Here is a 24,365-nt window from a genome sequence, read left to right as displayed (position 1 = left end):
GGTGTAAACCCCCTCCGGGGTGGGGATCCTCCCGGCACTGTGCATCCCCGTACATTAAGGTATGCTGGTAAACCCACATCGCCAGGAAACCCCCAACATGTTCTCACTGAAAGCCCTGAGCCTGATTTTGCTCTGCATTATGCTGCTGTCACTGGGAGCCAGCCTGACAGCGGCCACGCGCCATCAGGAGACCGGCGGGCAGGGAGGCTGGGCGACGGCGCGGCGCGACGCCTCCGGGCAGGCCCCTGACCCTAAGCGCTTTGCCCGTCTGGCTATTGTGCAGATTTATGCCGCCCCGACCTATGGCTGGAAGGGGGCAGTGGCCGTACATCCGTGGATAATCTATAAACGTGCCGGCGAAACCCGCTATACCCGTTATGAAGTGATTAGCTGGGGAAGCGACGATAAAGTAAGGCGGAACAGTAACTTACCTGATGCTTACTGGTATGGCGCACGTCCCCGCCTGCTGGTAGAGCACCGGGGGGCAGAGGCGGAAGCGATGATCCCTCAGATTGTGGCGGCGATTGTTTCTTATCCCTGGCCACGGACCTATCATGCCTGGCCGGGCCCCAACAGCAACACTTTCCTGGCGCATATCGGCCGGGAAGTCCCGGCGTTAAAGCTGAATTTGCCCGCTAACGCGATCGGGAAAGACTATCGCTCTCTGCTTAACCCCATTGGGCTGCCGCCTTCCGGGCGCGGCGTTCAGGTGTCAGTGCTGGGGATAGCGGCGGTCACGCTCGGCGCTCAGGAGGGCATTGAAATTAACGTGCTGGGGCTGAATCTGGGGGTCGGTTTCGCGCCGCTCCAGATGCGCTTACCCTTTATCGGCGGTTTGGGTGAGGACAATCTGCAAAAAGAAAATCCCGGGATCTGACCTGACGGCTTCTTAACCTTCCCGCTGCAGGGGAGCTTTCTCGGGCTGGTACGCAAAAAATTTGTGCCAGCCCGCAATCCGCAACGTCCGCCGTCAGCCTGTCTCACATTCCTGAAACGTTATGCTGGCACGTTTTTTCTCTTTATCACAAGATGGCGCAAGGAATGGAGGTTGTCAGTTGACAACTTAACTGGAGCATCAGATACTGGGAGGAAACATGGCGCGCCGGGCTCATACCATTAAGGAAATTGAAGCGGTACTTAAACATGCCGAACAGCAGGGCTGGCGTGTTGTCTGCGGCGGCAGCCATGCCTGGGGGAAGTTATATTGTCCCTGGAACAGTACGCCGTGCCGCTGCGGGGAGTTTTGTATTTGCTGCGTGTGGTGTACGCCCAAAAATGCAGTGAATCACGCAAAACAGCTCAGACGGGTGGTCGATCACTGCACACTGCGCCAGCAATTTGAAAGCAATGGAAGGACTCAGCTGCCATGGAATACACGTTTACACTGAAATATCAGCTAGCTGACCAGGCACCGTCCGCTGACGTACTGGTTGAACGTCTGGCGACGGCGGGCTGTGAGGATGCCCTGATTGGCCTCGGTATTCCGGGACGAATGGCGCTGGAGTTTATTCGTGAAGCGCCATCGGCAGGTCAGGCAATGGAGAGCGCCTTACAGCAGATTAATACGGTGATGCCGGCGGCCCGCCTGTTTGAAGTCTCACCGGATTATGTGGGCCTGACGGACGTGGCCGATCTGATTGGGGTGACCCGGCAAAATATGCGCAAGCTGATGCTGACACACTACCTGACTTTTCCACCACCGGTGCATGAAGGGGCGGCGACCATCTGGCATCTTGCCGAGGTGCTGACATGGCTGAGCCAGCGCGGCGGCTATCGCGTTCCCGGGCATATTCAGGAAACCGCTGCCGCCGCGTTAAAACTCAATCTGAGCAAAGCGATTACGCGGCATCACTCTCCGCCAGATACTCCCTGACCATCTCATCAAATGAGTCATTTGCCCTGAAGCCCAGGCGATGGGCATAGCTGGCGTGGAAATCGCCCGGCCAGGAGTTGACGATGTTGATAATGGCCTGGTCAGGCTGATAGCTGATGCGGGAAAGCGCGTCTTCACCGCTGATACGCCGGAGCGAAGCCAGCATTTCCTCTACGGTCACTGACAGTCCGTTCAGATTGATCACCCGCCCCTGGTCCAGGTCTGCGCTTTTCAGTTCATGGCCGAGGATCAGCGCTTGTACCGCTCTGGCCGGAGACATCAGCCACAGGCGGGTGGCCAGGCTGACAGGGCAGTTGGCTTTCTCGCCGTTGAGCGGTTCGCGAATAATACCGCTGGCAAAGCTGGAGGCGGCAGCGTTCGGTTTACCCGGGCGCACAACGATGGTGGGCATACGCAGGCTGCGTCCGTCCAGGAATCCCCTGCGGCTGTAATCAGACAGGAGCAGGTCGTTGATGGCTTTTTGCGTGCCGTAAGAGCTCTGCGGCCTCCACACCTGGTCGTCCGGCACTTTGTCGGGGAGCGCCCCGCCAAACACCGCAACTGAGCTGGTGGTGACCAGTCGCACGCACTGCGGTAAAGCGCGCAGCCTTTCCATAATCTGACGTGCGGCATCCACGTTAATCTTCATTCCCAGGTCGAAGTCCTGTTCAGCCTGTCCGGACACGATAGCGGCCAGATGGAAAACGCTGTCCGTCTGCGCATCAATAAGGGTTTCCAGCTCGCTGCCGCTGCTGATGTCCCCACAGCGTACGATGAGGCGGGGGTCTTCAATGCCGCGGACGGGGACAATATCAATGGCAGTGATCTGCTTAATGATCTGCGGCTGTCCGTGGGCATCGTTCAGCGAGCCTTTTGCCAGCAGGGACTGAAGCAGTTTTTTCCCCAGGAATCCGGCTGCGCCGGTGACAACGATATTCATAGTGTTCCTCATTGATGTTAGCGGTTGACGATACGACCGGGAATGAAAAAGATGGCCGCCGCGCCCACGAATAGCGTGCAGGAGATGATCATCATGCCGGTCAGCGTAGAGTGTGTAAGATCGGTCAGAATGCCCATCAGGTAAGGAGCGACAAACCCGGCCAGGTTACCAAAAGAGTTAATCAGCGCGATACCGACGGCTGCCATGGTGCCGCCGAGGAAAGCTGTCGGCAGGCTCCAGAACAGGGGCAGGGTGCTCAGCCCTCCCGCCGCGCCCAGCGTCAGGCCAAACATGGCGATAACCAGGTTGTCGCTGTAAAGGGCAGATATCACCATCCCGACACCGCTTAGGACGGCAATGCCCGCCAGGTGCCAGCGGCGCTCACGGTGGCGGTCGGCGCTGCGCGATGCGACGATCATCGTGACAATGGCTGCGGCATACGGGATCGTCGTCAGCAGTCCGACGGTGAAGACATCCTCCACCCCGGCATTACGCACCAGCGTCGGCAGCCAGAAGCTGACGGTATAAAACCCGGCGATCAGGCAAAAATAGATAAAGGTTAACAGCCACAGCTTGCCGTTTCGCAGTACGCTGCCAATCGTCGCCTGCTCAGCCGTCGCGTCCTGTACGGCGTCTTCCTGCAGGCGCGTGCTCAGCATGACTTTCTCTTCTGCGCTCAGCCAGCGGGCGTTTTCAATGCGGTCGGGCAGCAGGAAGAACACCAAAATACCAATCAGCAGGGAGGGGGTTCCCTGAATGATAAACAGCCACTTCCAGCCCGCCATGCCGTGAGCGTTATGGAAATATTCCATAATCCAGCCGGAGAGAGGGCCTCCCAGCAGCCCGGACAGAGGGACGGCTGCGGCAAACAGAGCAAACATTTTTCCGCGTCGGTAGGAGGGGAACCACAGGGAGAGGTAGAGGATCACCCCGGGGTAAAATCCGGACTCCGTCAGGCCGAGCAGGAAACGCACGGCATAAAACTGAAAGGGCGTGGAGACCAGCGCGGTTAGCGGAGCGATAACCGCCCAGGACGCCAGCAGCGCCGCCAGCAGGCGACGAGCGCCAAAGCGGTGCAGTGCGATATTGCTGGGCACCTGGAAAAAGAAGAAACCAATAAAGAAAATTCCGGCCCCGAGTCCGTAGACCGTTTCGGAAAAGGCCAGGTCGCTGGACATTTGCAGTTTGGCAATACCGACGTTGATCCGGTCGAGGTAGGCAAAAATATAGCTCACGGTCAGGATCGGCAGGATGCGCCAGACGGCACGTTTCCAGGCATTCTCTTCCCTGTCGCTGACCACAGCAGGAGAGGAGATAACGGCGTTAGGTGAGTTCATACGGCTTCCTTTTCGGGTAAAGAGCAGGGAGATGTCCTTTCTTCAGGCAACAGTCATCCTGTCCCGGGTTCAGGCTAACCTGAGCCCGGGATAAGTGAAATAACGAGAAGGTTTGTTATTTTTTGTTAGATTAAGCGCTGTGAGAGGAAGTTTCTGCGTTATAAATCACATTAATAACCATTAATTATCATTTTATAACAATACGCGTGCTTTCTTAACGATCAGTGGATCAGGAACAGGGTGGCCAGACCGAGGAAGATAAAAAAGCCGCCGGTATCGGTCAATGCCGTGATCAGCACGCTGGAGCCGACTGCCGGGTCGCGTTTGAGTTTGGTCATCATCAGCGGTATAAGCACCCCCATCAGCGCAGCCAGCAGCAGATTGAGCACCATCGCCAGCATCATGACGCCGCCAAGTGCCGGATTGCCGTACATCGCCCAGGTCACGCCGCCCATGATCCCGCCCCAGAACACGCCATTAATTAATGCAACGCCCAGTTCGCGACCAATCAGGAAGGAAAAGTTGCCCGGTTCAACCTGGTGCAGGGCCAGCGCACGCACAATCATTGTGATGGTCTGATTACCGGTATTTCCCCCGATCCCGGCGACGATAGGCATCAGCGCTGCCAGCGCGACCAGCTGAGATATCGTTTCCTCAAACATGCCAATCACCCGGGAGGCAATAAACGCGGTACACAGGTTGATGGCCAGCCAGGCCCAGCGGGTGCGCACTGATTTTCTCACCGGAGCGAAGACATCCTCTTCCGGGTTAACGCCACCCATTTTACGAATGTTGCTGTCATTCTCTTCATTCACCAGGTCGATCACATCTTCGATGGTGACGCGGCCCATCAGCTTACCTTTGGCATCGATAACGGCAGCAGAGATCAGGTTGTAACGTTCGAAGGCCCCGGCAGCATCTTCGGCTTTATCATCAATCAGGAAGGTGGTGGGTTTGGTATTCATGACCTCTGAAACCTGCTTTTCCGGGGTGTTCAGCAGGATTTCTGTCAGTGGGAGTTCGCCAAGTAGCTTGTTATTCTTGCCGGTAACAAACAGTTTGTCCGTACCATCCGGGATAGATTTTTTACTGCGCAGGAAGCGCTGTACGGTTGCCAGGGTGACATCTGCACGCACCGTCACCATTTTGAAGTCCATGATGCGGCCAACCCGGTCCCGGTCGAAATGCATCACATCCAGCACGCGGGAACGCAGTTCCGGATCGAGAGAGGTCAGCAGGCGGCCGGTTAAATCACGGGAAAGATATTTGGCCAGGTAAGCCTGATCATCAATATCCAGAGGAGCGATAGCGCGTAGCAGATCGCGGTCACTCATCTCTTCTATCAGACTTTCCCAGACGCTTTCAGAGGCCTCAACCAGCACACGGCCCCGGCGGTCATTACCAATCAGACGCCACAGTGCCAGGCGCTCATCTTCCGGGAGGGCTTCCAGCAGGTCAGCGATATCGGCCGCATGCAGCAGGGGCAGGGTACGCTGGATCTCTGCAACCTGCTCACGATGCGCTTCTGCTTCAGCGGCAGATTCTCGCAGAGGGCGCTCGTGTAAGGTATCGACAAGGTCTTTATCATTCAGCAGCAGATTAAGAATACGGCTACGAATTTCAGCCAACTGCTGAACATGGGAGTGCGCTACAGACATACAACATCCTTTTGTCTGGCTAAAAGAGGAAGACGAAACGAGGCTATAGTTTAGCTGATTTCAGGCAAAAGCGAGGCGGCAAAAGCTCCGAAAAGCGTCTGTTAACATGCCCGGCGGGCAGGCGCTATTTATCGTTAACGACGGTGACGGGAACCGCAGGTGGATTTTTTTTCTGCTGATGATGCTCGATGGCACCGGGAACGACATAAATCAGGCGTCCTAATAAGATGATAAAGCTGACCAGTAAAATAACGCGGGTCATGCGACCTGTTTTCTGACGTTTTCTAAATGACATAGCGCTGTTCACGCAGTTTTTCCTGAAGTATACCCAGAGGGCGATGGCTAATTTACGCACAAATCAGGTGTGAAGGTCAATGAGAAAAAGGACTACGGCCGGGGGCAACAGGGCAGGCGAAACACGCTGTTGATTGTTAAATGAAGCATTAACTCAATCGCGTGTCTATTAACGTAATTACAGTGAAATTGATTTAAATCAATTTATTGTGAGATTTAACCTCTACTATAGCGCCATCTTTTTAAAAGCCTTTTAATTGATAAGCAACGCAGTCGCTGATCATCTAAGAATAAACCTGCAAATTAATATTAAACAAAACAATAATTCAATGAAAAAATCGGCGTTGCTGACACTCTTTAACCACCGCTGGTGGGGGCTGCCATTCCTGCTGGGGATGTTGCTGATGCCGCTGGCTTCCTCGCTATCAGTACGACTATGGTTGCCAGACGGCTATGTGTATCTGATCTACCTGCCGCTGGCGATGATGATCGCCATGCTGATGGTGTTTGACTGGGCGGCTTTCCCCGGCATTTTTGCCGCGCTGTGCTGGCACAATTTTTCCAGCTACAGCGTGCCGCAGGCTATCATTATCATCGCCATCTTTATGGCGACGCTGATGATATGCTGGGCAGGCTATCGCAGCCAGACAAGAAGCCGCTGGAGCATCAGTTTTGGCGACCTGAAGCAGGTGGGGAAGCGGCTGTTCTGGCTGGCATTTGCCGTGCCTACACTGTTTACGCTGCTCTTCCAGGCCATGGTGCCGCTGGCTATTTTGCCTGAAATAAATTCCATCTTTGTCCGTCAGTCTTTTTCGCTGCAGACCTTACTCAACTATCAGTCAACACTGCTCTCTTCCCTCGCCATGGTGCAGTTGTTCTACTTCTCAATACGCACTCTGCGTCATCCTCGTTTCTATTTAATATTAAAAGCGCGGTGTAAACAGGAGTTTTCCCCTACGGCAACGGTGCGGGAATGGCTGTGCTGGCTGGCGCTGTTATTGATGTCCATCACCATGCTGACGCAGTTCAGGCATACACCAGATAACCTGCTGACCACTGAGTACGGCATTCCTTTTTTATTGCCGCTGATGCTCTGGAGCGCGTTACGCTTTGGTTATCTGTTTACCTCACTTTCCTGGGGGGTGCTGCTGGTCGTGCTTTACCAGCTGCATGACCGCTTTATGCACCCTGCGGTTGAACCCCACGATCTGGCCGTGGTCTCGGCGAACCTGCTGGTATTTACGCTGACGATTTTGCTGATGTCTGCCATCAGCTCCCGGCAGCGCCGTCTGCTGGCGAAAGCCCGCGAGCTGGCGCTGACCGACCCGGTGATCGGCCTGCCCAATCTCCGCGCGCTAAGCAAGGATCTCGCGATCGGTTCCGGCTCGGCACTGTGCTTTCTGCGCATCCCTGACCTCGACCGACTGAGCCGGACCTACGGCCTGCAGTTGCGTATTCAATATAAGCGCAGCCTGGCCGTGCATCTCCAGCCCTGCATGCTGGCGGGCGAGGATATCTACCAGCTGCCGGGCTTCGACCTGGTCCTGCGGCTGGAAATGAGCGGACACCAGCAGCGGATAGAACGGCTGGAGGCCCGCCTGAAAGATTATCAGTTAAGCTGGGACGGCCTGCCCATCCATCCTGATGTCGGGATCAGCTACTGTACGGTGACGCCCCCCGTGCAGTACCTGTATGAACTGCTGGGCGAGATGAGCGCCAAGGCGGAAATATCCCTGCAGAGCGGACACGCGGAAAATATGCAGCAGAAAAGCAACGTTCCGGCACAGCAGCAGATCACCGGGAAACTGGCGATGCTGCATGACATCCAGTGGGCGCTGCGCCAGGGAGGAGTTCGTCTGATGGCGCAAAAGATCCGTGGCGTGCGCGGTGACGACTACTATGAAATTCTGCTGCGAATGGTGAACGCGCAGGGTGACCCGTTAAAACCACAAAGTTTCTTACCCGTGGTGCATGAGTTTGGCCTGACGTGGGAAGTTGACAGCCTGATGCTGGATCAGTCGCTGGCCTTTATTCAGCGCCACAGCGAACAGCTTCCGGGTATCCGGCTGGCTGTGAACCTGTTTGCGGCGACGCTCTGCCGGCCGCAGTTTGTGGAGGAAATCGCTTCACGCCTGAAGAACAACGACATCGAACCGTGGCAGCTGATTATTGAAGTGGAAGAGTCACCGATGCTGACTGACCACAGCTGGGGTAACCGTTCGATAGCGCAGCTGCGTAATCTGGGCTGCCGGGTGGCGATCGACGATTTTGGTACCGGCTATGCCAGCTATTCCCGCCTGAAGCTGGTGCAGGTGGATATGCTGAAAATCGACGGCAGCTTTGTGCGCAATATGCTGAGTAACAGTCTGGATTATCAGATTATCGAGTCGATTTGTGTCGTTGCCCGCCTGAAGCGTATGCAGATTGTGGCGGAATGCGTTGATTCTGAAGAGAACGCCGAGGCGCTGCGTAAAATGGGGGTGGATTATCTGCAGGGAGCAGTGACGGGTGCGCCCGTTCCCCTGACGGAGCTGGCCGCTGTACAGGCAGGGGCCAGCAAAGCGGTCAGGCTTTGATGTTGGCCTTGCGGGCAAGCAGCGTGGCGAAACGTAACGCAATCCGCTGACCGTTTTCATCGACCCGGTGCAACTGACCGACGTTTTCGTTGTACTTGACGATATGCCATTTACGATAATAGTCGCTCAGTTCACCCGACCGGAAGGCAAACGGGAACCCCTGATTGCAGGGGTAGTCCGGTGTATCCATGGCGGCGACGATCAGATTGTATCCGTCCCTGACGGTGCTGGCCTGCATATCGGCAATCAGCTGTGGGATCGTTTCCGGCTGCAGGAACATCATCACCACGGTCGACAGAACCAGTTCATAGGCACCGTTAAAGCGCAGGGTGTTCAGATCCTGTTCTGCGGTATGAATGCCGCTCAGGTTTTCTGCTGCAATAATCTGGTTAAGCCGTGACAGGCTGTTCGGGTTCTTATCCCAGGCGGTGACGTCAAAGCCTTTGCTATTAAGAAACAGGGAATTGCGGCCGCTGCCGCAGCCGACATCCAGCGCTCGTCCTCCGTCCAGGTAGGTCATCGCTTCCACAACCTCGGAATGGGGGGCGGTGAGTTGATATTTCTCAGTGAAATAGGTGTCTGTGTGTTGTGTCATCGTTGTCAGTTCTGTAGGGGGCCGATCCGGTGCGGCGATCGGCCCTGTTAGCGGTTATTCCGCGCGGATCACGGTTCTTCCTGAATGGTTAGCTGCCAGCCGGTAACATCCTTCCAGTATGTCTGCTCACGTTCCAAATCCAGCTGAACCAGGTTGTTCTGACTGAAGTAGTCCCGCGGGAAGGTCAGCGTCCAGTTGCCCTCATCGGTTTGCAGCTGAAGCGCGGTCGGTTTGGTCGTGGCCTGGCGCTGATTATTCAGTAACGCGCCCAGACGCAGTAAAAAGACCAGCGGCAGGAACTGCTTACGTTTAAACAGGGTCAGGCGTGGCATATCTTCCACTTTCACGGCTTTGCGGTGGTAGCGTACCAGCGTGGCGAGCAGCGTTTGTTGATCCTGATTAAATCCGGGCAGGTTGGTGTTCTGCAGGATATAGGCTGAGTGCCGCTGCATCCCGCTGTGATTAATGGTCAGCCCCACCTCATGCAGCATGGCCGCCCATTTCAACAGCGCGGCGAGCTGCGGATTGGCCTGGCGGGTATTCTGGTCGCGCCACTGTTCGTAAAGCTCAACAGTGGTTTCCAGTACCCGGCGAGCCTGATCGCTGTCGATGGCGTAATGGTTCGCCAGGCTTTGTGCGGTCCGGCTGCGGATGTCCTGATGACGGAAGCGGCCTTCCATCTCGTACAGCACGCCTTCACGCAGCGCACCGTCGGACAGGCGCAGTTCACGAATGGCCAGGGCATCAAACACGCCGCACAGGATGGCCAGGCCGGGAACGAACACGCCTTTACGCTCATCAGACAGGCCGGGCAGGCTCAGAGCATCGAAAGATTTGTGGCGGATCACCTCGTTATAAAGCCTGTCCAGGCGCTCCGGGGTAATCAGTTTATCCTTCTCGCCCATCGCCTGCAGCACTTCACAGGCGGCCTTAATGGTGCCGGAGGCACCGAGAGCAAACTGCCAGCCCATCAGGCGGTACTGCCAGGCCAGCGTTTCCAGTTTTTGCACGGCGGCCAGGCGGGCCCGGTTGAAGTTCTCTTTGCTGATGACGCCGCCGGGGAAATAGAGGTTAGCAAAGCTCACGCAGCCCATGCGGCGGCTTTCTACCAGCCTGGGTTCAAAATCCTCACCGATGACCAGTTCCGTCGACCCCCCACCGATATCAATGACCAGCTTACGGCCTTTTTCCGGCTGGGTGTGTTCCACGCCCATAAAGATCAGGCGGGCTTCTTCATGGCCGGAAATGACTTCAATCGGATAGGGAATCACATCGGCGGCGCGCTGCAGAAAATCTTCTGCATTGATCGCCTGGCGCAGAGTGTGTGTGCCGACAATGGTGACATTGGCCGGGCTGAAACCCTGTAGACGCTCGGCGAACAGCGCCAGACAACTCAGCCCCCGTTCGATAGCGTCTTCACTCAGTACATTGTTGTTGTCCAGCCCGTCGGCCAGGTGCACACGCTGTTTCAGGCGGCCGAGCACCTGCATCGCCCCGTCAACTACGCGGGCAATCACCATGTGAAAACTGTTCGAACCCAGGTCAATGGCAGCGAATTCCTGCGGTTTGGGCGTACTTTTATGGGAAATTGGCATAGTGATTAGTCAGGTTGCTCGAGAGATTTAATGTAATCGTAAATTGCCAGCTGGGCCCGAACCTTGCGACGGTTACCGCGAGGAACATACCGATTGCTTAACTCTTTATCGACGAAACGTGCCTTCAGCGTATCACTTAACAGGATGGCAATAATATCCAGCACACGCTGTTTCAGAATAGGGTCAAGGATGGAAACCGCGACTTCGATACGATAATCAATGTTGCGCGTCATCCAGTCCGCAGAAGAGAGGAAGACCTTTTTGTCGCCGCCATTATCAAAAATGTAGACCCGATCATGCTCCAGGTAGCGATCGATGATACTGATCACGCGTATATTTTCGCTAATCCCTTCCAGATCCGGGATCAGCGAGCACATGCCGCGCACCAGCAGGTTAACCTTCACGCCCACGCTGGAGGCAGTATAAAGACGATCCACCAGGCCTTTATCCACCAGGTTATTAATCTTCAGGGTGATACCGGCCGGGATCCCCTTCTGGGCATTAGCAATTTCAGCATCAATCAGCTGATACAGCATTTTGCGTGAGTTCTGCGGGGACACCATCAGATGCTCAAAGCTCACCGGACGATACGGGTTTTCGATAAAGTTAAACACCCGGCGCACTTCATTAGTAATACGCGCATCCGCCGTCAGCAGGGAGTAGTCGGTGTAAATACGGGCGGTTTTTTCATTAAAATTACCGGTACCAATATGCGCATAGCGGGCAATTTCACCGTTTTCACGACGAGAGATCAGGAACAGCTTGGCGTGGATCTTCAGCCCGGGGGCGGAGAAGATAACGTGTACCCCGGCCTCAGTCAGCCGCTTAGCCCAGTGGATATTCGCCTCTTCGTCAAAGCGGGCCTGCAGCTCTACCACCACCGTTACTTTTTTGCCGTTGTAGGCCGCATGGATCATCGCATCAATAATGCGTGAATTCTTGGCCACGCGATAAATATTGATTTTTATCGCCAGCACCGCCGGATCAAAGGAAGCCTGACGCAGCAGCTCCAGCACGTGCTCGAAGGTGTGATAGGGATAGTACAGCAGGACGTCACGATTACGGATCGCGTCAAAACCATTGCGGAACCGATCAAACCAGATGTGGCGCAGCTGTGGCAGCGGTTTATTGACCAGGTTGGCCTTACCGACGTTCGGGAAGCCAATAAAGTCTTTAAAGTTATGGTAGCGGCCGCCGGGCACAATCGAGTCATAGTTCGAGATATTCAGCTTGTTACGCAGCAGCTCCACCATCGCATCGGGCATATCGCGCTGATAAACAAAGCGCACCGGTTCGGCGTTCAGGCGCTGCTTCAGACTGGAGGACATCAGCTCCAGCAGGCTGGATTCCATCTCTGTGACCAGGTCATACTCCGCATCCCGCGTCATTTTCATTGAATAGGCATTCAGCGCATCGTAATCGAAGAACCCCCGGAAGATGTCTCCCAGGCAGTAACGCAGGATGTTATCCAGCAGGATCATCGGTTTTCTGCGGCGCGGCGTCTCCGGCGGCAGGTTAACGAAACGCGGGACTTTATCGGACGGGATTTCCAGCAGCGCGTAACGAATGTCGTTACCGCGAATAATCTCCACGGCCAGATAGGTATAATCGTCTTTCAGGAACTCGATCAGATCGGTGTCATGATTGATCAGAATTGGCGTGATGTGCTGGCGCAGATGATGTTTGAAATAGTGGCGCAGCCAGCTCTGCTGATTGGGTGACAGCTGGCGTTCGTTAATCAGGAAGATCTGATTACGCGCCATCTCCAGCAGCAGGTCGTTGTAAAGGCTGTCGAACTCCTGATCGGCTTTTAGTACCCTGGCCTGAATTTTTTTCAGCAGGTGACGCGGCGGATTGGGGGAGCCCTGTTCTTCACCGATCAGAATACGACGCTTGAGGTCGGCAAAGCGAACTTTGTAGAACTCCTCCAGGTTATTGGAGTAGATACCTAGAAAGCGCATACGCTCGATTAGCGGGTTAGTTTTATCTGCCGCTTCCTGCAAGACGCGTTCATTAAAGGATAACCAACTTAACTCTTTCTCTATATACAGCTTTTCCTGACCCATTTTTACTCCGTTGTCTGATTCAGGATGAAGGTATCCATTGTTCTGAAACATTATGGCGAGAGTATGGCAGCATTGTCCAACGCTCGTGATTGTTGATTGTCTTATTAATCACATACGGGCAACATAGCGGCTTCGACGCACAATGGAAACCCACTCTGATATGACTGACCGCCCAATCCCTGTCCACGATAACGCCGGGCGCCGCCGCATGGTCGATCGGCTGACGCGACGCGTGGTAACGGCGTGTGGCGTGGCGATCCTGCTGGTCATGATGCTGCTGTTTTTCTGGCTGATTTGGGTAGTCGTCCCACTCTTCGTCAGCCCGGGCCTGCAGGCAGGGAACGAGATAAAACTCTGGCAGAGCAGCCCGGCGGTGGCGATGGGCATGGACAAGCCGCAGCAGTGGGGCTGGCGTATTGATCAACAGGGGCGCGGACGCTTTATCCCCCTGAATGCTCAACCCCCTTCCGCTGAGTTTGCGCTGTTGCGTGAGGCCGGTGAGGTGCGTGCCAGCGCCAGCGCCGATAACAGCAGCGTGATGCTGCTGTCCGGCGGCGGGGCGATGGTGCTGGTACAGCCGGATTTTCCGGCTGGCGAGGAGCCACGCTGGAAATTTCCCCTCGGCGATGTGCCGCTAGCTACCGGCGAGGACGGCGTGCGCCATTTCAGCCTGGCGCAGAGTGGTGAAAATCGCTGGCAGGTGGCGCTGGCCTCGGCCGATACGATTACTCTATGGCAGCTACAGGCACAGCAGCCAGCACAAAACTACCGGCTGAACGTGCCGGATGTTGACCATCTTCTGCTTTCTCCCGACGGACATCTTTTATTTGCGCTTTCCGGGGCACAGCTGCGCGTCTGGACGTTAGGCAGCGGCGAGCCCCGGCTGCGTGACTCCCTGATGCTGGCCGAGGCACCCAAAAGCATGGCGTTGCTGAGCGGGGGAAACTCGCTGCTGATCGCCGACAGTCACGGGATCGCCCAGTGGTTTGATATTGCCAGCGTCAGCGGCCCGCATCTGCGTCATATTCGCCAGTTTGCCGGGGCGACCTGGCAGCCGCTGTTGTTCACCGAACCTCACCGCCGTGTCTTTGCCACCCTGGATCCGCAGGGTGAACTCAATCTTTACGCCAGCAAGCAGGATGGGGCGATTCTCAGCCAGCGGATTGCGCCGGGAGCTGAACGGGCCCAGTTCTCTCCTGAGGGGGATGGCTTACTGGTTGAGCGCGCCGGACGCTGGCAGCACTATCATCTGACGAACCCCTGGCCGGATCTCAGCTGGCGTAATCTGTGGCAGAAAGTCTGGTATGAAAACTACCCGGAGCCGGACTATGTCTGGCAGTCGACCTCGGCTAATGATTACTACCAGGGGAAGTTCAGCCTGGTACCGATGGTGGTGGGGACACTGAAAGCAGCCGGTCTGGCCATGCTGTTTGCCACCCCGCTGGCACTGGCAGCGGCGATGTATACGGCCTGGTTTATGGCACCGGCACTGCGACGCTGGGTGAAACCGGCGATTGAAATGATGGGGGCACTGCCGAGTGTCGTGATTGGCCTGATTGCCGGTCTGTGGCTGGCACCTAAAATTGCCGACCGCCTGCTGGGGGTTCTCCTGTTACCCCTCCTGCTGGCCGCCGTGCTGTTACTGTGCGGCTGGCTGATGCAGAAACTGCCGTCCCGCTGGCGACAGCGCTGGCTTGCCGAAGGACGGGAGGTGATGCTGCTGCTGCCCGTGCTGCTGCTGACGGCGCTTTTCTCTCTGTGGGCGATCCCGCTGGCAGAGCAGGCGCTGTGGGACGGGGGGCTGGCTGAGCGCTTCAGCGCCGACTATCAGCAACGCAACCTGCTGGTGGCGGGCGTGGCGATGGGCTTTGCGCTGGTCCCCCTGATTTTCACCCTGGCAGAAGATGCCATCTTCAGCGTACCGGCGTCACTGGGGCAGGGGTCGCTGGCGCTGGGGGCAACGCCGTGGCAGACCCTGACGCGGGTGGTACTGCCGGGGGCCTCCTCGGGGATATTTGCCGCGCTGATGATCGGCTTTGGCCGGGCGATAGGGGAAACGATGATCGTACTGATGGCGACCGGGAACACACCGGTCACCGATGGCGGCCTGTTTGAAGGCCTGCGTTCGCTGGCCGCCAACGTGGCGGTAGAAATGCCGGAGGCTGCCGCAGGCAGTGCGCACTATCGCGTGCTGTTCTTATCCGCGCTGGTGCTGCTGGTGTTTACCCTGGTGGTGAATACCCTGGCCGAAATGGTGCGGCAGCGGCTGCGGCAGCGTTACAGCCAGCAGGAGATGCCAGGATGAAGGCACAGCGTAATAATCACCGCTGGCGCTGGCTGACCGGCGGAGCCGTTGCGGTCAGCCTGCTGGCTTTTTTCCTGCTGATCGCGCTGCTGGCCTGGCAGGGGCTGCGCTATTTCTGGCCGCAGCCGCTGGAACTGTTCACCCTGAATACGCCCGACGGTCAGGTACAGATGCTGGGTGAAGTGACCCAGCAGCAGACCGTGTCACGGCAGCAGCTGATGGCCAGCGGCCAGCACCACGGGCAAAACCTGCCGGCCAGCGTCACGCGTTATCTGATCAAAACCGGCAACCGTGATTTTAGCGGCTCGGACTTCCGCTCGTTTCTCTCCAGCGATGTTGTTTCGCGGGAAATACCGCCTCAGGTGATTGTTTTGCAACGGCGCACCGGCGGCAATGCCTACGGCTGGTTTGACGGGCTGCGTGAAGATCGCCATCCGCTCACGGCACAGGACCTCGGCCAGACATTGCAGCAGCGGCTGATCCAGACGCGTCAGCGTATCGACGAGGCGGAAAAGCTGCGGCGGAAAAATATGGCCCGGCTGAATGCCCAGCTGGAGGCGCTGGAACAGCAGCGGCAGCATCAGCGTAATGAACAGACCTATACTCCGGAAGCCCAGTCGGTTTATCTGGCCGATCGTGCCGAGCTGCAGCGCCAGTTTGCCCGTCAGGCCACCAGGCTGGCCACGCTGCACCGGGAAAGTGACAGTACCGTACTGCTACTGCGGGATGCCAGCGGCGTTCAGCATCAGATATCGCTGGCGCAGATTGTGGCTGCCTGGCAGCCCAATGCGATGACTACCGGAATGAAATGGCGTCATTTTGGCAGCCAGCTGTGGCACTTTGTCAGTGATTCATCCGCTGGCAGTCAGGGAGAGGGCGGAATATTCCCGGCCATCTTTGGCACGGTGCTGATGGTGTTGTTGATGTCGATCGTGGTGATGCCGCTGGGGGTGATTGCCGCTATCTGGCTGCATGAATACGCCGGGCGCAACTTGCTGACCCGGCTGGTGCGGATTGCCGTGGTCAATCTGGCGGGGGTCCCATCGATCGTTTATGGCGTCTTTGGCCTGGGGTTCTTTGTCTGGTTTATGGGGGGCAGCCTTGACCGTCTGCTGTTCGCCAGTACGCTGCCGAATCCGACCTTTGGCACGCCGGGGCTGCTGTGGGCATCGCTCACGCTGGCTCTGCTGACGCTACCGGTGGTGATTGTGGCCACTGAAGAGGGGCTGTCACGCATCCCTGTGACCTTACGCCAGGGGTCGCTGGCGCTGGGGGCCACGCAGGCAGAAACGCTGTGGCATGTGATCCTGCCGCAGGCGATGCCGGCGATGTTAACCGGGCTGATCCTCGCCGTTGCCCGCGCCGCCGGAGAAACGGCACCGCTGATGCTGGTGGGGGTGGTGAAAATGGTGCCGGAACTGCCGATTGATTCGCTGTTCCCCTATTTGCACCTCGATCGCAAATTTATGCACCTTGGTTTTCAGATTTACGATCTGGCCTTCCAGAGCCCTAATGCTGAAGCCGATCGCCCGCTGGTCTTTGCCACCGCGCTGCTGTTGGTGCTGCTGATCCTGGGGTTGAATCTGATGGCCATGATCCTTCGCCATCGTCTGCGCGAACGCTATCGTGCCCTGACGCATTAACACGGAATTCCGTTATGACTGTGAACTTTGATGATAACGATACCGCGCTGGAACTGGATAATCTCTGCCTGTGGTACGGCGATAAACTGGCACTCAATGCCATCAGCCTGCGGGTGCCGAAAAATCGTATTACGGCGCTCATCGGGCCGTCCGGCTGCGGTAAGTCGACGCTGTTACGCTGCTTTAACCGCATGAATGATTTGATTGATGGCTGCCGCATCACCGGCGATATTCGCCTGCAGCAGCAGTCGATCCTCGGCCCCGATCGGGATCTCTCTGCGCTGCGTCGCCGCGTGGGCATGGTGTTTCAGCGGCCGAATCCGTTTCCTAAAACGATCTACGATAACGTCGTCTACGGCCTGAGGTTGATGGGCGTGCGCGACAGGCGCGTGCTGGATGAAGCGGTGGAGCGCGCGCTGCGCGCTGCGGCGCTGTGGCCGGAGGTGAAAGATAATCTCTGGCAGAACGCCCTGACGCTGTCGAGCGGACAGCAGCAGCGTCTGGTGATCGCCAGGGCCATTGCCATTGAACCCGAAATCCTGCTGCTGGACGAGCCAACGTCGGCGCTGGATCCCATCTCAACGCTGGTGATCGAAGAGCTGATGACCTCGCTCAAGCAGCATTTCACCCTGATTCTGGTCACTCACAATATGCAGCAGGCGGCCCGTGTGTCGGATTATACCGCCTTTATGCATCAGGGTAGCGTGGTGGAGTTTGGCCTCACCGATGCCCTGTTTACCTCACCGCGCCAGCGCCGAACTGAAGATTATATTACCGGTCGCTACGGCTGACACCATCAGATAAGCGGCGGGCTAGCGGGCACTGCCCGCCAGCAGAGCGCGTTTGAACGAGAGTATATGGTGCTCTGTCGCCTGCCCGGCCGCGCTGAGATCCCCGGCCGCCAGCGCATCAATAATCGCGTTGTGCTCGGCAATTACCTCTTCCATATGCCCGGCATCCGAAAGCGTTGTCGCCCAGAAACGCTGGGCCTGAGCGTGGATGATACTGAGAATATCCATCAGACGACGGTTGGCGGCAATGGCCGCCAGCAGATGGTGAAACTGGTTATCGCAGGCCATCATCGTCAGCGGATCGCGCTGCTGGCTGGCCTCAGCAAGGCGCGCGTTGATCTCCCGCAGCTGGCCGACCTGGGCGGCAGAAATACGCGCTGCGGCCAGGCGGACACAGAGCTGCTCATTCACCAGACGCACCTCAATCAGCTCCAGCGCATCGTCGACGGACAGCGGCGCGACCATCACCCCCTTGCGCGGCAGGACCTGCAACAGTCCCTCTGCCGCAAGACGGTGCACCGCCTGATTCACCGGGGTGCGTCCGACCTCAAGATCCGCCATCACCTGCGCCATGTTCAGATAATCCCCCGGTTTATATTCCAGGGTGATCAGTGCCTGACGAAAACGGAGATAAGCCAGTTCATTCAGTGAGATAGCCCGATCTCCTGCCGGGATCTGTACCGTATCGCTCATCAGCATTCCTTTCTTCATTTTGACCTTGCCCACATTTTACACACATTTCGGCATGACAATTGCACTTTTTAAATTATAGTGAAATTTCACAGGTATTTTAGTTAATCAAAAGGAGCAGTTATGTTGCAATTTTCACTGGGTCCGGTGGCAGAAGGGCAGACTGATATCACTATTAATCAACTGGTTATTGCAGGTTGGGCCGGAAGGGATAGCCAGGCTGTGCTGGCACACATCCGTGAGCTGGAGGCGCTGGGGGTGCCCGTACCGGGTGCAGTGCCGCTGTTTTATCGTGCCAGTGCGACGCTGCTCACCCAGCAGAACCATATTGAGGTGCTGGGCGAACAGAGCTCGGGAGAGGCCGAACCCTTCCTCTTTCGCTGGCAGGGAGAGAGCTGGCTGACGCTCTCCTCCGATCATACCGACCGCCAGCTTGAAACGCACAGCGTGGCGCTGGCCAAACAGGTCTGTGCCAAGCCGCTGGCCCGCGATGCCTGGCGACTGAGTGAGGTGGCTGACGACTGGGACAATCTGCTGCTGCAGTCGTGGGTCAAAGAGGGGGCCGACTGGACGCTTTATCAACAGGGTTACCTGGCGGAACTGCGCACGCCGGACGACCTGCTCACCCGCTACGCCGGGGGCCGGGAACTGCCAGAGGGCCTGGGCATGAGCTGCGGCACGCTGAGTGCGCTCGGCGGAATACGCCCCGCACGTCAGTTTCGCATGGCGCTGGTCGATGAAAAGCGCGGGCGCAGTATTGAACATCAGTATCAGATCCAGACGCTGCCGCTGGTGGCCTGAGGAGGCGGGATGACGATGACCTTACAACAGGCGGCAGACGCGCTGGCAGCGGGGCAGGTCAGCGCCCGTTCGCTGACGGAGCAGGCGCTGACCGCCGCCGAAGACCCGCAGGGAGAAGGGGCTCGCGTGTTTCTCCGGCTGTGGCCGGAGCAGGCGCGGCAGGCCGCCACTCAGGCCGATGATCGCCGCCGACAGGGGCAGTCACGCGGGCCGCTGGATGGCCTCCCGATCAGCGTCAAGGCGCTGTTCGATGTGGCAGGAGAGAGCACCAGCGGCGGTTCGCGGCGTCTGGCACAGGCGTCACCCGCGCAACAGGATGCCGCCGCCGTTGCGCGACTGCGTCAGGCCGGAGCGGTGCCCATCGGCAGTACCAATATGACCGAGTTTGCCTATTCCGGCCTCGGCATCAATCCCCACTACGGCACCCCGGCAAACCGCTGGCAGCGTGAGCGCAGGCTGATCCCTGGCGGGTCATCCTCCGGTGCGGCGGTCGCCGTCAGTGACGGCATGTGCCTCGGCTCCCTCGGCAGTGATACCGGCGGTTCGGTGCGCATCCCTGCCGCGCTTTGCGGACTGACCGGCTTTAAACCGACGGCCCGCCGTATCAGCATGCAGGGCCTGCAGCCGCTGTCGCCCTCGCTGGATTCTGTCGGGGTTATCGCCCATGACGTGGCCAGCTGTGCCTTGCTGGACGGCGTGGTGGCGGACCGGCCCCTGGTGCTGGCCATGCCCGACCTTCAGCGGCTGCGGCTGGCTGTGCCGCAAACCCTGGTGCTCGAAGGCTTAACGACGGCGGTGGCGCAGGCCTTCTACGCTGCGGTTGAGCGGCTGAAATCCCTCGGCCTGCGTATTGACACGCTGCCGCTGACGCCATTTGCAGAGCTGGGGCAGATTAATGCCGCCGGAGGGCTGACCGCCTGTGAAGCCTGGCAGTGGCATCAGTCATCGATCGCCACAGAGGCACACCGTTACGACCCGCGCGTTCTGTCACGTATTCGCCGTGGTGCGGCCATTTCAGCAAAGGATGCCGCCCTGCTGCACCGGCAGCGTGCCGGGTGGCAGCAGCGCGTTAGTGAAGAAATGGCCGGCTATGATGCGCTGCTGATGCCGACCGTACCGATGACCGCCCCGACAGTGGCGGAGCTGGAGCAGGATGAGGCGCACTATTTTGCGGTTAACGCGGCGCTGCTGAGAAACCCGTCGCTGGTTAATTTTCTGGACGGCTGTGCCGTCTCATTACCCTGCCATCCGGCAGGAACCGCGCCGGTTGGCCTGATGCTGGCAGCGTTGCCGGATCGGGACACCGCGCTGATGTGCTGTGCGCTGGCGGTGGAACAGGCGCTGCGCCCCCTTACTCAATCAACAGGAGTCTGAAGATGACATCACACCCTCAGGGAATGCTGTTTGTAGCGACCAATGTCGCCAGTGAAGATGACGCTGATTTTAACTGCTGGTACGACAATGAACACGTCGCCGAGCGCGTGGCGATTAGCGGTTTTATTAGCGGAACGCGCTATCGGGCCCGGCAGGCCGGGCGGCGCTATCTTGGACTGTATAAAACCCACAGTCTCGACGATTTTACCCGCGACGACTATTACGCCGCCTTCACCCGGCAGACCGCGTGGTCAGTAACGAATCTGCAAAGGATGATCGATCCGCTCCGTCGGGTCTGCCGTATTGACGCACGGACGGGGGCGGGCAGTGGGGCGCACCTGGCGGTGCTGACGTGCGCGCAGCCGGTGACCGCCGACGACGTGATGCAGGTCGGGGAGGCGCTCTCTGCGCTGCCGGGCTTTGTCACCTGTGCGCGGTTAAGCCCGGATGAGGTCCTGAGCACGCCGTTGCCTAAAGAGGCACGCCTGCCCGGACGCCTGCAGCAGATGGTGCTGATTGAAGCCAGCAGCGAGGCGGCGGTAGATGCGCTGGCGCGGCGGGCGTCGACGGCGCTGCAGGGCACTGCAGAGTTTTATACGCTGAGCTGGCAATTAACCTCTCAGGAGATGACATCATGAGCCTGTCTGAACTGCCGCAGAGCCAGACCGTTATTCCTGAACGGGACGTGACCTCCTCCGCGAAAACCGGCCGGCTGGCGGCCGCCAGCTCAATTGGCACCGCCCTGGAATGGTACGATTTTACCATTTACAACATCATGGCGGCGCTGGTCTTTAACCATATCTTTTTCCCCTCTTTTAATCCGCTGGTGGGGACAATCCTTGCTTTTTCGACCTATGCAGTCGGTTATATTTCGCGCCCGCTGGGCGGAATGCTGTTCGGGCATCTGGGTGACGTGCTGGGCCGCCGCTTTGTGCTGGTCACTACCCTGATGATTATGGGCGGAACCTCTGCCCTGATGGGGCTGCTGCCGGGATATGCGCAGTGGGGGATCCTGAGTCCGATCTTGCTGGTGACGCTGCGTTTCTTGCAGGGGATCGCGCTGGGGGGAGAGTGGGCAGGGGCCGTACTGTTGTCGATGGAGCACGGCCGCCAGGATCGGCGCGGTCTCAATGGATCCTTCGCGCAGATGGGGCCCTCCTGCGGCACGCTGTGCGGTACGGCGATCATTGCGCTGATCAGCCTGTCGGTCAGCCCGGAGCAGTTTCAGCAGTGGGGTTGGCGCATCCCGTTCCTGCTCAGTCTGATCCTGATGCTGTTCGGCCTGTGGCTGCGCCGTGGCGTGGATGAAACGCCCGTGTTCCGGGCGCTGGCCGAGAAAAAACAGACCAGCCACAGGCCGCTGAAAGAGGTGATGCTGACGCAGCGTAAAGCGCTGCTGATCGCCGGTGGTTCACGAATTGGTTCCGACGTGCTGTACGCGCTGGTCGTGGTCTTTACGCTGACCTACGTCACCACGGTGCTGCAGCTGCCGCGCCCGCTGGCACTGGGTGCGACGATGCTGGGCGCGGCGGCCAATGCGCTGGCAGTTCCGCTGTGCGGACTGCTGTCCGATCGTTTTGGCCGACGGCCGGTCTATCTGGCAGGTACGCTGCTGGGGATGATTTGGGCCTTTGTGTTCTTTGCCCTGCTGGACAGCGCGCAGCCGTGGGCGATCTGCCTGGCGGTGGTGGTGGGCTTACTGATCCATGCCCTGATGTACGGCCCGCAGGCGGCATTTGTCACCGAACAGTTTCCCGGCCGGGTACGCTATGCCGGTTCATCCATGGCTTATACGCTGGCGGGGATCCTGGGGGGTGGCTTTGCGCCGCTGATCATCACGACGGTGTTCAGCAAGACAGGGGGAACGCTGTGGGTGTCACTGTATATTGTGCTGGCGCTGTTGATCACGGCCATTGCGGTCTTCTGTTCTCGCGAGACGGCAAAAAAACCGCTGGCGTGAAACGGGGAAAAGAAGGGCGGAGGGGATCCGCCCGTCAGGCGTCAGTCCAGGGCATGTCCGGCAGGCGGCAGCGGCTGGCCATCAAGCCAGGCCGCGTCGTCGCGCATCGCCAGGCGGCCAGCCATAAACCAGCCGACTACCAGCGGATAAATCGCATGTTCCTGATGCTGTACGCGCGCGGTGACATCGTCTTCACTGTCATCGCTGAATACCGGCACTTTCGCCTGCAGGATCACCGGGCCACCGTCCAGCTCTTCGGTAACAAAATGCACCGAGGTGCCATGCTCGTCGTCACCGTTTTCGATAGCCTGGCGATGCGTATGCAGCCCCGGGTATTTCGGTAACAGCGAAGGGTGGATATTCAGCATTCGACCGGCGTAGTGCAGCACAAACGCCGGGCTGAGAATGCGCATATACCCGGCCAGCACCACCAGGTCGGGAGCGTAAGCGTCGATCTCCAGCATCAGCTGGCGGTCAAATGCCTCGCGGTCGGCAAACTGGGTGGCAGACAGGGCATGGGCGGGAATACCGGCATCGCGTGCGCGCACCAGCCCAAAGGCTTCTGCCTTATTGCTGAAGACGGCAGCGATGCTGCCGTTAATCCGCCCCTGCTGGCAGGCATCCAGGATTGCCTGTAAATTGCTTCCATTGCCGGAAACCAGCACGACTATGCGCTTCATGCGTTAATAACCACACGCTCGTCAGAGTCAGAGGCTTTGATCACGCCGATTTTCCACGCTTTCTCGCCGGCATCCGTCATCAGCTGCACGGCTCTGTCGGCATCTGCCGGACTGAGCGCGATCACCATGCCGACGCCGCAGTTAAAGGTGCGGTACATTTCAAAACGGCTGACGTTACCCGCCTGCTGCATCCAGCCGAATACGGCTGGCCATTCCCAGCTTGATTCGGACAGTACGGCCTGGGTGTTTTCCGGCAGAACGCGCGGAATATTTTCCCAGAAGCCACCGCCGGTCAGGTGGGCAATCGCATGCACATCGACCTGTTCGATCAGGCTGAGAATGTTTTTCACATAGATGCGGGTCGGGGCAAGAAGGTGGTCAGCAAGCGACTTCCCTTCCAGCTGGGTGGTGTCCGGGTCAGTGTGACTGACTTCCAGAATTTTGCGCACCAGCGAGTAGCCGTTAGAGTGCGGGCCGCTTGAGCCCAGGGCGATCAGAACGTCACCATCGGCCACTTTGCTGCCGTCGATAATGTCGGCTTTCTCAACCACGCCGACGCAGAAGCCCGCCACGTCGTAATCTTCACCGTGGTACATGCCTGGCATCTCAGCGGTTTCACCGCCGACCAGCGCACAGCCCGACTGCGAACAACCTTCAGCGATGCCGGTGATCACACTGGCTGCGGTATCAACATCCAGCTTGCCAGTGGCATAATAATCAAGGAAAAACAGCGGTTCTGCACCCTGTACCACCAGATCGTTGACGCACATGGCGACCAGATCGATACCGATAGTATCATGGCGTTTCAGGTCCATCGCCAGACGCAGCTTGGTGCCGACGCCGTCAGTGCCGGAAACCAGAATCGGCTCACGGTATTTTTGCGGCAGTGCGCAAAGGGCACCGAAACCGCCCAGTCCACCCATGACTTCAGGGCGGCGGGTTTTTTTCACTACGCCTTTGATACGGTCGACTAAAGCATTACCAGCATCAATATCTACGCCGGCGTCTTTATAGCTGAGAGAGGTTTTGTCGGTCACTGCGGAATCCCCACGCGTTTTGCGGTTGGTGTTGTGGCTGTTTTAAGCGCGGCAATTCTAACAGCGCAGGCAAACGTTTGCGAGTGCCATCTTAAGCGCTATTGCGGATAGTCAGATTTTAGCTAATTCTTAGGGGGCTTGCAGGAGAGA

General features: G+C 57.9%; 20 protein-coding genes. 10 read left to right on the top strand and 10 right to left on the bottom strand.

From position 1 onward, the window contains the following. Nucleotides 1-97: 97 nt before the first annotated feature. Both ACZ3HG_RS20310 and ACZ3HG_RS20305 read left to right on the top strand, forming a co-directional pair. Nucleotides 98-877, top strand: a complete 780-nt coding sequence (locus ACZ3HG_RS20310) for a DUF3750 domain-containing protein (RefSeq protein ID WP_191934716.1) — start codon at nucleotides 98-100, stop codon at nucleotides 875-877. Between the two features lie 489 nt (nucleotides 878-1,366). Then, nucleotides 1,367-1,873, top strand: a complete 507-nt coding sequence (locus tag ACZ3HG_RS20305; protein WP_118663465.1) for a helix-turn-helix transcriptional regulator — start codon at nucleotides 1,367-1,369, stop codon at nucleotides 1,871-1,873. Here ACZ3HG_RS20305 and denD read toward each other — a convergent pair. The 4 genes from denD to ACZ3HG_RS20285 all read right to left on the bottom strand — a co-directional run bounded on the left by denD (nucleotide 1,839) and on the right by ACZ3HG_RS20285 (nucleotide 6,115). Then, a complete protein-coding gene (denD, locus tag ACZ3HG_RS20300) occupies nucleotides 1,839-2,813 on the bottom strand; it encodes a D-erythronate dehydrogenase (RefSeq protein WP_465334117.1) in 975 nt (324 codons plus the stop codon). The two genes, ACZ3HG_RS20305 and denD, sit on opposite strands and share 35 nt — an antisense overlap. 17 nt (nucleotides 2,814-2,830) lie before the next feature. Further along, entirely contained in the window at nucleotides 2,831-4,150 is a 1,320-nt protein-coding gene (locus ACZ3HG_RS20295; RefSeq protein ID WP_191936847.1) for an MFS transporter, read from the bottom strand. Nucleotides 4,151-4,371: 221 nt separating this feature from the next. After that, a complete protein-coding gene (mgtE, locus tag ACZ3HG_RS20290) occupies nucleotides 4,372-5,808 on the bottom strand; it encodes a magnesium transporter (RefSeq protein WP_191934719.1) in 1,437 nt (478 codons plus the stop codon). Nucleotides 5,809-5,932: 124 nt separating this feature from the next. Further along, nucleotides 5,933-6,115, bottom strand: coding sequence for a YfgG family protein (locus ACZ3HG_RS20285; protein WP_062744722.1), 183 nt, complete (start codon nucleotides 6,113-6,115; stop codon nucleotides 5,933-5,935). A gap of 316 nt (nucleotides 6,116-6,431) precedes the next feature. Between ACZ3HG_RS20285 and ACZ3HG_RS20280 the strand changes: the two genes are divergently transcribed. Next, nucleotides 6,432-8,678, top strand: coding sequence for a sensor domain-containing phosphodiesterase (locus ACZ3HG_RS20280; RefSeq protein ID WP_465334113.1), 2,247 nt, complete (start codon nucleotides 6,432-6,434; stop codon nucleotides 8,676-8,678). On the opposite strand, the gene tehB is transcribed toward ACZ3HG_RS20280, so the two are convergent. The 3 genes from tehB to ppk1 all read right to left on the bottom strand — a co-directional run bounded on the left by tehB (nucleotide 8,668) and on the right by ppk1 (nucleotide 12,934). Beyond that, nucleotides 8,668-9,273, bottom strand: coding sequence for a tellurite resistance methyltransferase TehB (gene tehB, locus ACZ3HG_RS20275; RefSeq protein WP_465334111.1), 606 nt, complete (start codon nucleotides 9,271-9,273; stop codon nucleotides 8,668-8,670). The two genes, ACZ3HG_RS20280 and tehB, sit on opposite strands and share 11 nt — an antisense overlap. Before the next feature lie 68 nt (nucleotides 9,274-9,341). Beyond that, nucleotides 9,342-10,868, bottom strand: a complete 1,527-nt coding sequence (gene ppx, locus ACZ3HG_RS20270; RefSeq protein ID WP_191936844.1) for an exopolyphosphatase — start codon at nucleotides 10,866-10,868, stop codon at nucleotides 9,342-9,344. A gap of 5 nt (nucleotides 10,869-10,873) precedes the next feature. After that, nucleotides 10,874-12,934, bottom strand: coding sequence for a polyphosphate kinase 1 (ppk1, locus tag ACZ3HG_RS20265; RefSeq protein WP_191934723.1), 2,061 nt, complete (start codon nucleotides 12,932-12,934; stop codon nucleotides 10,874-10,876). A 142-nt stretch (nucleotides 12,935-13,076) separates the two neighbouring features. Here ppk1 and ACZ3HG_RS20260 point away from each other — a divergent pair, with 142 nt between their 5' ends. The 3 genes from ACZ3HG_RS20260 to pstB are packed head-to-tail and all read left to right on the top strand — an operon-like array spanning nucleotide 13,077 to nucleotide 17,673. Continuing rightward, nucleotides 13,077-15,239: an ABC transporter permease subunit gene (locus ACZ3HG_RS20260; protein ID WP_191936843.1), complete on the top strand. Its 2,163-nt coding sequence runs from the start codon at nucleotides 13,077-13,079 to the stop codon at nucleotides 15,237-15,239. Then, nucleotides 15,236-16,882: a phosphate ABC transporter permease PstA gene (pstA, locus tag ACZ3HG_RS20255; RefSeq protein WP_191934725.1), complete on the top strand. Its 1,647-nt coding sequence runs from the start codon at nucleotides 15,236-15,238 to the stop codon at nucleotides 16,880-16,882. The genes ACZ3HG_RS20260 and pstA overlap by 4 nt, the downstream gene beginning before the upstream one ends. A 14-nt stretch (nucleotides 16,883-16,896) precedes the next feature. After that, on the top strand, nucleotides 16,897-17,673 hold the full coding sequence (gene pstB, locus ACZ3HG_RS20250) for a phosphate ABC transporter ATP-binding protein PstB (protein WP_191934726.1): 777 nt from the start codon (nucleotides 16,897-16,899) through the stop codon (nucleotides 17,671-17,673). A 21-nt stretch (nucleotides 17,674-17,694) separates the two neighbouring features. Here pstB and ACZ3HG_RS20245 read toward each other — a convergent pair whose 3' ends face one another. After that, nucleotides 17,695-18,372, bottom strand: coding sequence for a GntR family transcriptional regulator (locus ACZ3HG_RS20245; protein WP_465334165.1), 678 nt, complete (start codon nucleotides 18,370-18,372; stop codon nucleotides 17,695-17,697). Between the two features lie 114 nt (nucleotides 18,373-18,486). Here ACZ3HG_RS20245 and ACZ3HG_RS20240 point away from each other — a divergent pair, with 114 nt between their 5' ends. Genes ACZ3HG_RS20240 through ACZ3HG_RS20225 form a run of 4 tightly spaced genes read left to right on the top strand, consistent with a single transcriptional unit; the run spans nucleotide 18,487 to nucleotide 22,498 of the window. Further along, the gene (locus ACZ3HG_RS20240) at nucleotides 18,487-19,164 is read left to right on the top strand and encodes a DUF2848 domain-containing protein (protein ID WP_465334107.1); all 678 of its coding nucleotides are present in this window, start codon (nucleotides 18,487-18,489) and stop codon (nucleotides 19,162-19,164) included. 9 nt (nucleotides 19,165-19,173) lie between these two features. Further along, the gene (locus tag ACZ3HG_RS20235; protein WP_191936842.1) at nucleotides 19,174-20,538 is read left to right on the top strand and encodes an amidase; all 1,365 of its coding nucleotides are present in this window, start codon (nucleotides 19,174-19,176) and stop codon (nucleotides 20,536-20,538) included. A gap of 2 nt (nucleotides 20,539-20,540) precedes the next feature. Further along, entirely contained in the window at nucleotides 20,541-21,176 is a 636-nt protein-coding gene (locus ACZ3HG_RS20230; RefSeq protein WP_191936841.1) for a DUF4286 family protein, read from the top strand. Further along, nucleotides 21,173-22,498, top strand: a complete 1,326-nt coding sequence (locus ACZ3HG_RS20225; RefSeq protein ID WP_191936840.1) for an MFS transporter — start codon at nucleotides 21,173-21,175, stop codon at nucleotides 22,496-22,498. Before ACZ3HG_RS20230 ends, ACZ3HG_RS20225 begins: the two co-directional genes overlap by 4 nt. Nucleotides 22,499-22,539: 41 nt before the next feature. On the opposite strand, the gene purN is transcribed toward ACZ3HG_RS20225, so the two are convergent. After that, nucleotides 22,540-23,178, bottom strand: coding sequence for a phosphoribosylglycinamide formyltransferase (gene purN / locus ACZ3HG_RS20220; protein ID WP_191934732.1), 639 nt, complete (start codon nucleotides 23,176-23,178; stop codon nucleotides 22,540-22,542). Continuing rightward, complete coding sequence (purM, locus tag ACZ3HG_RS20215) at nucleotides 23,175-24,215, bottom strand: phosphoribosylformylglycinamidine cyclo-ligase (RefSeq protein WP_191934733.1); 1,041 nt, start codon at nucleotides 24,213-24,215, stop codon at nucleotides 23,175-23,177. Before purM ends, purN begins: the two co-directional genes overlap by 4 nt. Nucleotides 24,216-24,365 lie beyond the last annotated feature (150 nt).

This window comes from Erwinia sp. PME.40.26/001, assembly GCF_055556675.1.
The sequence above is the reverse complement of the archived record's forward strand: the minus strand, read 5'-3'. Positions and strand labels throughout refer to the sequence as shown.